This is a genomic window from Rhodococcus sp. EPR-134 (genome assembly GCF_001647205.1).
Taxonomy (GTDB): Bacteria; Actinomycetota; Actinomycetes; order Mycobacteriales; family Mycobacteriaceae; genus Rhodococcus_F; species Rhodococcus_F qingshengii.
Map to the genome: position 1 here is coordinate 1 of NZ_LVCT01000417.1, position 12,200 is coordinate 12,200.

At 65.1% G+C, this 12,200-nt stretch carries 13 protein-coding genes; 6 read left to right on the forward strand and 7 right to left on the reverse strand.

Annotated features, from left to right (window positions below):
* Together A2J01_RS19135 and A2J01_RS19140 are read left to right on the forward strand one after the other, a co-directional pair.
* Positions 1-266, forward strand: a 266-nt coding sequence (locus tag A2J01_RS19135; protein WP_156519318.1) for a tyrosine-type recombinase/integrase, incomplete at its 5' end; no start/stop codon positions are given.
* Entirely contained in the window at positions 263-1,309 is a 1,047-nt protein-coding gene (locus A2J01_RS19140; RefSeq protein ID WP_030537357.1) for a hypothetical protein, read from the forward strand. The genes A2J01_RS19135 and A2J01_RS19140, both read left to right, overlap by 4 nt.
* A 160-nt stretch (positions 1,310-1,469) precedes the next feature.
* On the opposite strand, the gene A2J01_RS19145 is transcribed toward A2J01_RS19140, so the two are convergent.
* The 3 genes from A2J01_RS19145 to A2J01_RS19155 form a co-directional block, all read right to left on the reverse strand.
* Complete coding sequence (locus A2J01_RS19145) at positions 1,470-2,603, reverse strand: hypothetical protein (protein ID WP_156519319.1); 1,134 nt, start codon at positions 2,601-2,603, stop codon at positions 1,470-1,472.
* A gap of 126 nt (positions 2,604-2,729) precedes the next feature.
* Entirely contained in the window at positions 2,730-3,395 is a 666-nt protein-coding gene (locus A2J01_RS19150; RefSeq protein ID WP_051649571.1) for a DedA family protein, read from the reverse strand.
* The gene (locus A2J01_RS19155; RefSeq protein WP_051720934.1) at positions 3,392-4,213 is read right to left on the reverse strand and encodes a phosphatase PAP2 family protein; all 822 of its coding nucleotides are present in this window, start codon (positions 4,211-4,213) and stop codon (positions 3,392-3,394) included. The genes A2J01_RS19150 and A2J01_RS19155 overlap by 4 nt, the downstream gene beginning before the upstream one ends.
* A 104-nt stretch (positions 4,214-4,317) precedes the next feature.
* On the opposite strand from A2J01_RS19155, the gene A2J01_RS19160 reads away from it, so the two are divergent.
* Positions 4,318-4,998 carry a winged helix-turn-helix domain-containing protein gene (locus tag A2J01_RS19160; protein ID WP_030537361.1) on the forward strand — a complete coding sequence of 227 codons (681 nt, stop codon included), beginning with the start codon at positions 4,318-4,320 and terminating at the stop codon, positions 4,996-4,998.
* Between the two features lie 108 nt (positions 4,999-5,106).
* Here A2J01_RS19160 and A2J01_RS19165 read toward each other — a convergent pair whose 3' ends face one another.
* From A2J01_RS19165 to A2J01_RS19180, 4 genes are all read right to left on the reverse strand, one after another.
* Entirely contained in the window at positions 5,107-6,327 is a 1,221-nt protein-coding gene (locus A2J01_RS19165; protein ID WP_030537362.1) for a phosphodiester glycosidase family protein, read from the reverse strand.
* Between the two features lie 162 nt (positions 6,328-6,489).
* Positions 6,490-6,837 carry a hypothetical protein gene (locus A2J01_RS19170; protein WP_063836248.1) on the reverse strand — a complete coding sequence of 116 codons (348 nt, stop codon included), beginning with the start codon at positions 6,835-6,837 and terminating at the stop codon, positions 6,490-6,492.
* A 251-nt stretch (positions 6,838-7,088) separates the two neighbouring features.
* Entirely contained in the window at positions 7,089-7,430 is a 342-nt protein-coding gene (locus A2J01_RS19175; protein WP_030537364.1) for a hypothetical protein, read from the reverse strand.
* A gap of 227 nt (positions 7,431-7,657) precedes the next feature.
* Positions 7,658-8,464 (reverse strand): COG4705 family protein, encoded by an 807-nt coding sequence (locus A2J01_RS19180; RefSeq protein ID WP_080712791.1) that lies wholly within the window; start codon positions 8,462-8,464, stop codon positions 7,658-7,660.
* Between the two features lie 82 nt (positions 8,465-8,546).
* Here A2J01_RS19180 and A2J01_RS19185 point away from each other — a divergent pair, with 82 nt between their 5' ends.
* The 3 genes from A2J01_RS19185 to A2J01_RS19195 form a co-directional block, all read left to right on the forward strand.
* Positions 8,547-9,923, forward strand: a complete 1,377-nt coding sequence (locus tag A2J01_RS19185) for a sensor histidine kinase (RefSeq protein WP_030537366.1) — start codon at positions 8,547-8,549, stop codon at positions 9,921-9,923.
* Positions 9,924-10,031: 108 nt separating this feature from the next.
* Entirely contained in the window at positions 10,032-10,895 is an 864-nt protein-coding gene (locus A2J01_RS19190; protein WP_051649567.1) for a COG4705 family protein, read from the forward strand.
* Positions 10,896-11,031: 136 nt separating this feature from the next.
* A partial coding sequence (locus tag A2J01_RS19195) for an alpha/beta hydrolase (RefSeq protein ID WP_197494250.1) occupies positions 11,032-12,200 on the forward strand: 1,169 nt, incomplete at its 3' end.

Consider the following 12,200-nt stretch of genomic DNA (forward strand, 5'->3'; position numbering starts at 1 on the left):
ACCTCTCCGACACCGCCCTCTCCGGGGCTGCGGTGCACGCTGCAATCCGTCGCCGCGCCGCTCGCGCCGGATTCGATCCCGAGACGGTCACACAGTTGGGTGGGCATTCGTTGCGGGCAGGATTCGTCACCCAAGCATTCCGGAACGGCGCCGACGCCCACGCCATCATGCGCCAGACAGGCCACACGACCCCTGGGATGGTCGAAATCTATGCCCGCGAGAACGCGCCGCTGCTCGGCAACGCCGTCACCGAGCTCGGACTATGAAACCGAACGGAATTGCGTTCAGCTCGGTGCCCCATGGCGTCGCGGGTCTCGACCGCTCCGCAGAACACACATGGGCACTGTTCTTTGACTGGTGCGCTGCCACCGACCGTCCGTCGCTGCCGGCTGCACCATCCACACTGGCAGAGTTTCTCGCCGACCATCCCGCCAGCGTCGCCACGCAGCGACGCCGAGTCGCCGCTGTCAACGCCGCTCACCGCACTCGCGGAATGACCGAACCCGGCCGCTCGGTCCCCATTCGACTCGCTCTCGCGGAGCATCGCCGGGAACGTCTCGCCGAAATCCGTGGCGGCGCTGCATCGATCATCGACAGCATTCCGACGTCCGGATGGCCATACGGGCTGTTCGGTCGGCGTGATGCACTGATACTGACCTTGGTGTCCGCCGGTCTGACCTACCGTGAGATCAGTGTGCTGCGCCGAGGCGACATCGAGGTCGCGGGGCTGGACCTGGTTGTTTCAGGCCTGTACCGGGTCACCCCGAACATGCTCGGCAGTCACGGTGAGTCCGGTCCGGTGACGGTGTACCGGCGCTGGGCGCAGATTCAGTCGATGCTCGATCGCTTCGCGAGTATCTCGGTGCTCCGCGAATTTCTCGACCCCGATCGCTCACCGCCGACGTCTGCGTTTCCGGTGGTGACAGCGCAGCAAGCGGGTGAGCCACTTGTGGTCCGCATCGACCGTTGGGGCTACACGCCCTGGATTCCGGAACCGCTCACGGCGCAGTCGTTGTCCGCAGTGACCCGCGCGCACCTGACCGGCCGTCCGTCCGAGCATCGTCCGCGAGTCCTGTGGACGGAGAACGGCACAGACGGTGACGTTCTCTACGACGAAATACGTTACTCGAGCGTCGTTCTGGACAATGCCTACTACGAGCATGGAATTCGTGCCCGCCGCAACGCTCACATCCGCCTTGCCGATCTCGACGATCGATTCGACGACATCAACGACCGCGTCGACGAACTCTTGCACTCGCTCGTCGACATTCTCGACAAACACGGCGAACCGGAGCGCGACGACGGCTGATGTCATCGATCAGGGAGCTGGCCGCACGATCATCGTCTGCGCTGACTGCGGCGATGATCGTGCGCGCCTTCTGTCATTTCTACGTCTTGATGTTTCGGCGGGCTGGATGTCCAATGGCCCGGGCATGTTCGCAGCGCATGGGTTTGAAGCGTCGACTCCGTCAGGTCGTAGGACGGACGACGTCGTTCCGGCGACGCGCGCGCACCGCGATCGCCCTGGAGATCAAGGACAACGTGACCAGTCCGACCAGCAGATCCGCGAGTGCGGAGAATTGGGACTGCGCGAATTCGACGATCTGAATCAAGATCAGCGTGGTGATACTCGACAGTCGCACGGCCTCGAGAGTCCACCTGCGGTCGGTACGCCAGACGAGAGCGGGAAGTGCGAGAACGAGCGCAAGCCCTGACCCTGCCGCATCGAGCAGTCGCGCGAATTGCGTTATGTCGTCGACGGTTTCGGTGCCGAGGATGCTGACCGACGACAGACCGAACGCGGAGTACGTCACCAGGGCCAGTTCGGACAGTCGAATCCAGATGCTGTGGTCGAGGTAGCGCAGTACACGCCAGTTCCCGATCGTCGACCATCGTCGTCGCCACCGCGTCGGCGGTCGCTCGGTGCAGCTGGCGAGCAGTGCGGTGATTTGCGTGACCTGTCGTCGTTCGTGTGCGTTCGCGCGCGCGAGATAGTCGAGGGCTTGGGCGCGGCGGTGATGGTCGAGTCCGCGGACGACCCCGTCCGCAGCGATGAAGGCTGCCGCGGCAAGGTCTTCGTGGGGTCGACGCGGCACCAGATCACGGACCAGGCGGGAGGTGGCCACGACAGCGATGAGCAGGACGTACATGATGGCCACCGCCGGCTTGTAGAAGTAGTCGTTGGTGGTGGTGACGAATTTGCCGATCTCGTCGAGGCCCAGTCCGAGTCCAATCCCGGCGAGCACGATCGTGATCGGTCGCGTTCGGTCGCCGAGTACCGACAGTGCGGTCAGTGCGGCGACAGTCAGGGCCACACCGCCCCAGAGCAGATGGGCGATGTGCAGTGGACCGCTACCGACCCGCGGATACCCCAGCAGCTGAAGAGCTGATCGGGTGAGGAGGATGGTGCCGGCTGCGATGATGACGACGGCGTCCACACCACTCCCGGCGTGGGGGTGCCGAGCGATACGCCACCGATGAGTGCTCGCGGACATCGACACCGAAATCTGTTCCTCCTCTCGTCTACCCGACACGGCGTCGTTACCCGGCTGAACTCCCGGTGTATCGGGACCACAGATACAAATCGCCAGCAAGCGAGTCAAGCATCTCCGATGACAAAGAGCACCGTTGGGGTTTTCGGGTTCGTCGGTGCGGCGATGCCGCGGGATCGGCTCGGTTCGTCGATGCGCCCGGTGGTCTCGACGCCGGTGTTGTCAGATCTCTGTTGTTCAGCGCGGGGACATGCTCGTGTCCGGGTCGGGCCGGTTGACCGGTGCGTGTCCTCGGAAACGAGAGCGCAGGTAGTTGATGGCGAGGGGGAGTATCGAGAGTACGACTACCGCGATGAGGATGATCTCGATGTGGTTGCGCACGAACGGGATTCCGCCGAGTAGGTAGCCGAGCATCGGTACACCGGCACCCCAGGCGAGGGCTCCGATGATGTTGTAGACGAGGAAGGTTCGATATTTCATCCCCGACGCACCGGCCATGACGGGTGCGAGTGTCCGGACGACGGGAACGAATCTGGCGAGAACGATCGTACGGGCACCATAGGTGTCGAAGAACGATTGCGCGCGCGCGAGTTGCGCAGGGCCGAGCCGTTTGGCGCCGGGTCGGTCGAAGACGGCGGGCCCGGCGGCACGGCCGATCATGTATCCGCATTGGTCACCGAGCGCGGCTGCGATCGGTGCGGACACCAGGATCACCCACAGGGGAACGAACGGATCGACCTGCGCGACAAGCACTCCTGCGGTGAACAGCAGTGAGTCGCCGGGGAGGAAGAACCCGATCAGCAGACCGGTCTCGACGAACAACGCCACGAGCAGACCGATCAATCCGAATGTCGCGACGAGGGTGCTCGGGTCGAGAACACCGCCGGTCAGTCCCGATGTCATAGCGAGATCCTGTTCATGAGTAGTCGAGGTGGCGTCGACTCTGTGCCATCGCCGGCGGAGTCGAGACGATGCAGCGCATAGGAGCCGAGGGTGACCGCACCCGCCGCGAGGAGCGCGCCGGCACCGACATCGGTGAGCCAGTGGACGCCCAGGTACATCCGCGTGCACGCCACGGCAACGGTCAGCGTGACGGCAATGACGAGCAGCAATGCTCGTACTGGTCTCGATCGCCGCGCACCGGCGATGAGCGCGAGCATCAACAGTAGGGAAGCGGTGCCGGTGACGTGCCCCGACGGGAACGACGGATCGGTTTCGAGCATCATCTGGATCGACTGGGGTGGCCGCTCACGGCCGACGATCAGCTTCAACAGCGTGCACGCGATCGAAGCCGAGGCGACGGTCACCAGCAGCACCAGTGCCGGGCCGTACCGTTTCGTCCTCCACACCAGAACCACTGCGACGATCAGGCCCAGTGCGGCGGTCTCCGCGGGGCCACCGACCGTGGTGACGGCGACGGCGAGTTGGTCGAGTGTCGCACTGCGATGATCGACGAACCATCGAGCGACTGCGGTATCGGCACCGGTCAGCCAGCCGTTGCTGTGTACTGCGACGGCGAGCACCAGAACGGCGAAGGCGTAACCGAGTGCGCCGAAGACCGTCGCGCCGGCCCTGTCGCGGCGCATGCGGAGCATGAGCCCGGCTGCGATGAGGCCGACTGCGATCACCAGCCCCGCGATCTCGACGTCGGCGGTTGCGGCTTCGGTGAACACTTCGGTGGCCGTGGCGTGTACGGCGGAGATCGATGAGGAAAGGAGCACGGGGATCAGTGTGCTGGGGAGCTGCTGAAGAACCGCTGAGAGCGAGTCTGGTATCTCGGCATGGGTCTGTTGTACTTGCCAGACTTATACGGACGGAGTTGTCGATGCGGGTACTGGTGGTCGAGGACGAAGTGCGCCTGGCGGAGATGCTGCGTCGCGGTCTGGTGGCCGATGGGTTCACTGTCGAGGTCGAACACGATGGTGACAACGGATTCCACAGTGCAGCGACGGGGGAGTTCGATGCGCTCGTTCTCGACATCATGCTGCCGGGCAAACACGGTTACGACATCGTGCGAGATCTTCGGGCGCAGGGGGTGTGGACACCGATCCTGATGCTCTCGGCGAAGGACGGCGAATACGATCTGGCCGATGCGTTCGATCTCGGCGCAGACGACTATCTGGTCAAGCCGTTCTCTTTCGTGGTGCTGGTTGCTCGCCTGCGCGCCCTGATGCGAAGGGGAGCTCCCGAGCGCCCCGCGGTGCTCACTGCCGGCGATCTGGAACTCGATCCCGCGCGCCACCGCGTCAGTCGAGGCGGTGCAGAACTTGCGCTGACCCCGCGCGAATACAGTGTGCTCGAGTTCTTGATGCGGCGTAGCGGCACCGTGGTGACCAAGTCCGAGATCGTGCGGTCGGTGTGGGATGTCAACTACGACGGGGACGAGAACATCGTCGAGGTCTATATCGGCTATCTCCGCAAGAAGGTCGATCAACCGTTCGGGCTCAAGAGCATCGAGACCATCCGCGGGGTCGGATACCGCCTCACCGTCGCGGCGGCCGACTGAGCATCCTCGTTCTGCGGCACCGACACCCTCGCCGTTCGTGTACTCCGCACCTGTTGGCCGGTGGCTTCTTTCGGTCGACAGGAGCCGTGTCGGCCGCTGGGGTGCGCCCTAGATGCCCGCGGCGTCGACCACGCTCGGCGGCGTCGACGCGGTGTCCGCTGCGGCCCACTGCTGATTCGGCGTCGGCGTCGTGAGAGTGAGATAGAAGAAGTCGCGTTGATCCGGGGCCAGGTAGCGGTCGGGTCTGTTCTGGACTCCCGGCAAGATCGTCGTCGGTGTCAACGTCCCGGTGTGATCGACTGTCCAGGAGTTGAACTCGGTCAGCCCTGTGTGAATGTCGAGCTCCATCCCGGTCACCGCCCCGGCATCGACGAGTGCCTGCGCCAGGGTGGAGAGGTCGACTCTCGACGCCGCTACATAGACGAGGTCGCCGTTCGCGGTGGTCCCCAATGCCGATCGTTCGGTGTACTGCAGTTGATTCTTCGCGCTGCCCCAGCGGCTGTCGGCGTTCGAGTGCACGCCCGCGGCGATCGAGCCGTGGTCGACGATCAGCGGTAAATTCTGCCGCACCGCCACGATGTGCGGGTCCACTGCCGCGCCGCTGCTCCAGTCGATGACACTCAGGTGCCCGGAGTCGTCGACCACCGCCGAGGCCTGGCCGTTCTGCAGGTCCTGCCGCGCCACACCGTTCGAGAAATATCCGCCGGCAAGATCTTTCATCTTCCACCCGGAATTGAACGCAGCCACCAGATTCGGTACCTCGGAACCAGGTACCGATGCAGCGGCATTGCCGTCGGTGCGGGGTTGGCTCGTGCCGTCGACGAGGTGGGCGACCGTCGCGGAACCGGAGACGATCGCTACTCCGGCCACTGCGCTGCGATGGGCCGGGTCCGGCTGGTAGTGCGAAATGTAGGCGACCGGAGTTCCATCGGCTCCCGTGCGGCCGGGTGTCCATGTCGGAGCCGGCGATCCGGTGACAGTGGGGAGAACGGGGAGAGTGGCGAACGATGTCGGGGTGCCGCCGGCAATGGCTGTGGCCGAGGTGAATCCGGACAGATCGGGTGGGGTGTCCGACGGTGGGCTCGCGTAGCGCCAGTTCTCGTAGGCGTTGAGGACGGGGCCACCCCCATGGTCGCGGATCCATGATGATGTCTTGTCGTTCCAGGTCGCATATCCCGGGGTCAGCAGCGCTCGCGCGTAGGACACCGAGGCAAGGGTGAGCACGACGAGTGCTGCCGCCGCGAGAAGCTTCCAGATCTTCACCTCGCGGCGCGAAATCTGTCGGTCGTCGCTGTGGTCCGGCGGTGTCGGGCGAGTCGGTGCGAGCATGAGTGGTATCTCCTGCCAGAAGTGATCCGGTACATCTCGATCATGCGCGGACGAGACTGAAGGAACACTGAAAAGCGTTCGGAAGCAACAGGGTTGGGATGAAATAGGGGCAGCGCCCGGAGGCCAACGGGCCTGCGGGCGCTGCGGGGTGAAGCGAGGAACTTACTGTCCGGGGGCGTCGACGATATCACCGGCCTCGGGTAGGTCCACCGAGCCCGGTGCATCGGGTGTGTCGCCCGTTTCCTGCTTGTCGACGGAACCGGGTGCATCGGGTGTGTCGCCGGCCTCGGGTACGTCTGCGGCGCCCGGTGCGTCGGGTGTGTCGCCGGCCTCGGGCACATCTGCTGCGCCCGGTGCGTCCGGTGTGTCGCCCGCTTCGGGAGTGTCGACGACGCTGCTGTTCGAGGCTGTGGGCTGTTCGAGGGTCTGTGCGGCTGCGATGCCACCGCCGATGGATGCTCCGGCCAGCACGACGGCGGCGACCGCAACGATCCTGTTCTTGATGTTCACGAGGGTTCCTTCGGTTGTCGGATGCACATCTGATTGCGTGCGGTACAACCCCGAATATGCTCGACTGCTCCTGAAGGATCCCTGTGGACACCTGAGAGTGAGGTCGACATCGCGCGGCGCAGCGCAGTGCCGCTGCACATCGTCGGACACAGCTGGAGCTGCTGTCGACCAGCGAGCTACAGGGGCTCCGATGAGTTGGGGTAGTTCGTCGAATCGGTCGACGGTCCTGCACTTCTCGGTTGCGGCCCTGATCACGGTGTTCGTTCACGGTGAGTGGGCGCAGGCCTCGACGAGGTCAGGGGTGAGGTGCCTCCGGCACTCTCCGGCGTCGACGGTGACCTCGGTGCCTCCGGCACTCGTACACCCGGGAAGCGAGTGTGCAGGGAATCGAGTTGACGATGTAGCTCGTAGAGAATCGTGCGTTGGATACGTGCATCGTCGGCATACCAACGGCGAGAGGATGTTCGGCCGACCTCCCAGGCCGTCCGGGCGATCTTCTCGGCTCCTTCGATTCGCGCCGAGATCACGGCGATCTCGGCGTGCAACATGGTGATGAACACGCGTGCTTGTTCGGTGTCTGCCGTGTCGGTCATCGATCCTCGTCTCGAGATCGGCCCGGTGGGTCGGGAGCGACCGCTGCCTGTGTCTGGTATCGGTCGATTAGGCCCACGGTCGTACACAGCGGGCCGTCGGTGCGGTGGGGCGCGCCAGGACTATCGGTGAATGGACAGGCACGCACCGCGCGGTACTCGCGGGGTACGTGAGCACGGCGTGGTGCGCCGCGCCCGGCCGGTGTTCGGGTGATGTTCGACGGGCGGTGTCATGCGCTGTGCGCTGCGTCGGAGGTCCCGGAGCTGACGGTGGTGGTGTCGAGGACATCGGCGCGGGAGATGCTCAGATACGCCACCGATCCGACGATGGCGACGCCGAACACCGCGGTGACGACGGTCGGTCCCAGTCCGAGGCCGCCCAGGTTCTTGTCTTGCGTGAGATAGTCGCCGATCGACGCGCCGAGGGGGCGAGTGACAATGTAGGCGATCCAGAACGCGAGGACGGCATTGAGTCGTAGCCCGTAGTGCGCGGCGGTGACCACCGCGATGATCGCCGCGAACACAGATGCCGATGTCAGGTATCCCAGTGCGAGCTGCTCGGCGACCAGATCGCCCGCGGCGGTGCCCAACGCGAAGGTGAACAGGATCGCCAGCCAGTAGAACCCTTCACGGCGCCGGGTTCTGATGCTGTGGATCGACAGTGTTCCCTCGCTGATGTACCACGCTGCAAACGTCAGGATCAGGCCGGCAGCGAAGAACCCGGTGCTGATGGCCAGGGGCACACCGAAGTTGTCGGTGAGATTGTCGGTGATCAACGTGCCGGCGATGCTGATCAGGATGACCACCAGCCAGTAGACCCACGGCACGTACCGGCGCAGCGTGAACTGGTAGATCAGGGCCGCGGCCAGCACTACACCGACGACGACGGTGGTTCCGGTCAAGCCGAACCCGAGATCGACGTTGAGTGCATCGGCGGCCGTCTCTCCGACGGTGGTACCGAGGATCTTGATGACCCAGAACAAGAGCGTCACTTCGGGGACTTTGCTCGCCAACATGCGCGCGGTGGTCGTGGTCATGGTCGTGGACTCTGGCAGATCGTTCCTGAAGAGACGCTGAAGAGCAGATGCTTCTCACGAGGGGACACGGGACACTGACCTGATGCACTCGACCCTCGATCTGTTGCGACCACGTTCGTGGACCGTCCGCGTGCGCTCGGCGGTGGCATCGACAGTGGTTGTCGCCGTCTGCCTCGTCATCGCCGGCGGTGCGCTCCTCGGGGTCCTGTACAACTCGCTCGAGAACTCCGCTCGATCTGCTGCCGCTGCCCGCGGCCTGCAGGTCGCCGAACAGCTCGAATCCGACACCGCAGCGCAGATCGACGACTCGTTACTGGCCACGGACGGGCAGATCGGCATCATTCAGGTCATCGACGGATCGGGGACGGTACGAGCGCAGTCCCGAGGGGATGGCGCTGCGCCTGTCACGACCGAGCAGGTTGCCCCGGCCGCGACCCGTGATCTGGGCCGAGTGTCCTACGGTGAGGACGGCGACTTCTGGGTTACCGCACAGGGAGCCACATCGCCCTCCGGGCCGGTGACGGTGGTGGTCGGGGCCGACCGTGAACCGGTGGAAAACGTCGTGTCCACAGTGGCGATCCTGCTCACCGTCGTCGGTCCCATCGTGATCGCCCTGGTCGCGTTCGCGACGTACCGCCTCGTCGGTGCGGCATTGAGCCCGGTCGAACGGATCAGGTCCAGGGTGGCGTCGATTTCCAGTCGCCAACTCGACGAACGTATTCCCGTACCCGAAACCCGCGACGAGATCGCCCGCCTGGCACAGACGATGAACGCGATGCTCGAACGCTTGCAGGTCGGACAACGAGCGCAGCAACGCTTCGTCAGCGACGCATCCCACGAACTACGAAGTCCGTTGTCCACGATCACCGCAGCTCTCGAACTCGCATCGTCGCGGCCCGACCTTCTCGATGAGGCGATGATCGACGAGTCCTTGCTTCCGGAAGCGCGCCGAATGCGTCGACTGATCGAGGATCTGCTGCTTCTGGCACGGTCGGACGAGACCGGTCTGCCCGTCGCGGCGGTCGATGTCGATCTCGACGACCTGCTGTACGAGGAGGGCAAACGTATCGAGGCCGTGTCCGAGGTACTGGTGGAGTCGTCGATCGTGCCCGTTCGGGTGACCGGTGACCCCAGCGCGCTGGGCAGGGTGGTGCGCAACCTCGCCGACAACGCCGTCCGCCACGCCCGGACCCGCATCATTGTGTCCTGCGCCGAATCGGCAGGACACGCCATCATCCGGATCGACGACGACGGGCCGGGGATACCGCAGTCCGAGCGCGCGAAAGTGTTCGACCGTTTCGTGCGCCTGGACTCCTCACGAACACGTGATGAAGGCGGCACAGGGCTGGGACTGTCCATCGTCGCAGGCACTGTCGCCGCGCACGGAGGGACGGTGGCGGTGTCGCAGTCGCCGGCCGGCGGTGCCCGGTTCGAGATCCGCCTTCCGCTGAACCGCTGAGCGCGCGTTCTCAGCGGTTCTTCAACAAGCAGATGTCAGTCTCTGATCTGCCGCGCCGGCGGTGGCCCGCACGGGTGGGCATTTTCTGCGACTGGACAAGGACTCTCGATGACCGCTTCGGACGACCCGCCCACGACAGGCCGATCCGCGCTGCGGGTCGCGCGCAAACTTCCCCACATCACGGCATCGTTCTGGGTGGTGAAAATACTCGCCACCACCCTCGGCGAGACCGGCGGGGATCTGCTCGCTCAGACCCTGCACGTGGGGTACCTCGTCGCTACCGTCGTCTTCGCGGCACTGTTCCTGATCGCGGTGATCTTCCAGCTACGAGCCCGGCGCTACCACCCGGCCCTGTTCTGGACGGTCATCGCGTTGACCAGCACCGCGGGCACGACGTTGTCGGATCTTCTCAACCGCACAGGCGGACTGGGCTACACCGGCGGAGCGGTCCTGCTCACCACAGGTCTGGTGGTGGTGTTCCTACTGTGGTGGCGCAGCGGACAGACCCTCGACGTGGAGAACATCGCCACCGCACGCGGCGAAACTCTGTACTGGATCGCGATCTTGTTCTCCAACAGCCTCGGTACCTCGAGTGGCGACTTCCTCGCCGACAGTCTCGGATTGGGGTTCCGCACCAGCGCACTGATCCTGCTCGCGGTCATGATCGCGCTACTCGCAGCCCATTACCTGACCTCCGTCAATGGCATCGCCCTGTTCTGGATCGCGTTCGTTCTCACCCGCCCCCTCGGCGCTACCGGCGGCGACTTCCTGAGCAAGCCCACCGACCACGGCGGATTGGGATGGGGAACTCAATGGACCTCCGCTGTAGTGCTGACCGTGCTCGTCGGCTTCGTCGTCGCCGAGGCGATCCGTGTCCGCAACGGCCCTGTCGATACTCTCCCCGCCCCGACCCACCGACGGACCGGGGAACCGCAGAAAGCCAACGGCGAGCTCCTGCCCGACCCTGCGTGAGGGCCGCACGTTCCTTGCGCCGATCCTCTTACCCAACCCCCTATACGGGCGTTCTCCGTGCGGGCAGGCCGGTGCTGGGACAGCATGGGACCGGACAAGGCGGCCTCGGAGTCACCTGTGAAAGGACGTCATGTCGATGATCGACATACCTGTCCTCTACGGCCCGGTGCGCGCCGCCCTGCTCGGGCTCGGAGTGGTGGCATTGCTGGTGCTCGCGCTCGGCCGGGGGCGCCGCTGGTGGTGTCGCCGATTACCGGCAGCGTTGCTCATCGGGGCGGGAGTGTCAGCGATCCTGATGGTGTCGGTCGACGTTCTCTGGCGACCGTTCCCCGATCCTCTTCCGGTGGTTGCGGTGCTCTGGACCGGGCTCGGTGCAGCGGCGTTGGCGATGGCGTTGCTGCGTCCAGCGCGGGTGCGGATGAAGGTGCTGTCACTGGTTGCTGTGGCCTGTGTGGTGATCAGCGGCGCTGCACAGGTGAACAACCACTTCGGTGCATACCCGACCGTGCGGACCGCCCTCGGGCTGAACCTGGCCTCGCAAGTGGATTTCTCCCGGGTACCAGGAACGACACCGACGCTGACGAACGCGCAACCCGGAGTGCCACTGAGCCGCAATTGGTCACCGCCGACGTCGATGCCCAGCACAGGGATCGTGTCCACGGCGAGCATCCCGGGGCTGATGTCGGGATTCCGAGCTCGGGAAGCGTGGATCTACCTGCCACCGGCGTATCTCAGTGTTCCGCGCGCGCAGCTACCGGTGCTGGTCCTGGTCCCCGGGCAACCGGGAACACCGCGAGACTGGTTCGACGGCGGCAGATTGGATGCCGTACTGGACTCCTACGCCGCCGCGAACGCCGGTCTCGCCCCCGTCGTCGTGGTGGCCGATCCACTCGGCAGCAGGCTCGCTCAGACCCTCTGCGTGGACTCTCCTGCCGGTCACGCCTTCACCTACCTGTCCGTGGACGTCCCCGCCTGGATCCGCTCCACACTCCAGATCGATCCCGACCCTCGCCACTGGGCTGTGGGCGGTATGTCGGCCGGAGGAACGTGCGCACTGCAGCTCGCCGTCAACGCCCCGGCCGTGTATCCCACGTTCCTCGATATTTCCGGGCAGGACGAACCGACAGTGGGAACCCGTCGACAGACGGTGGACCAGTTCTTCGGCGGTGACCCCGTCGCCTTCGCCGCGGTGAACCCCCTCGACGTCCTCGCGCGCACACGATTGCCCGACACCGCCGGAACCATCGTCGCCGGTAGCACGGACCGGACGTACGGCCCGCAGGCACAACGAGTACTGGCCGCGAC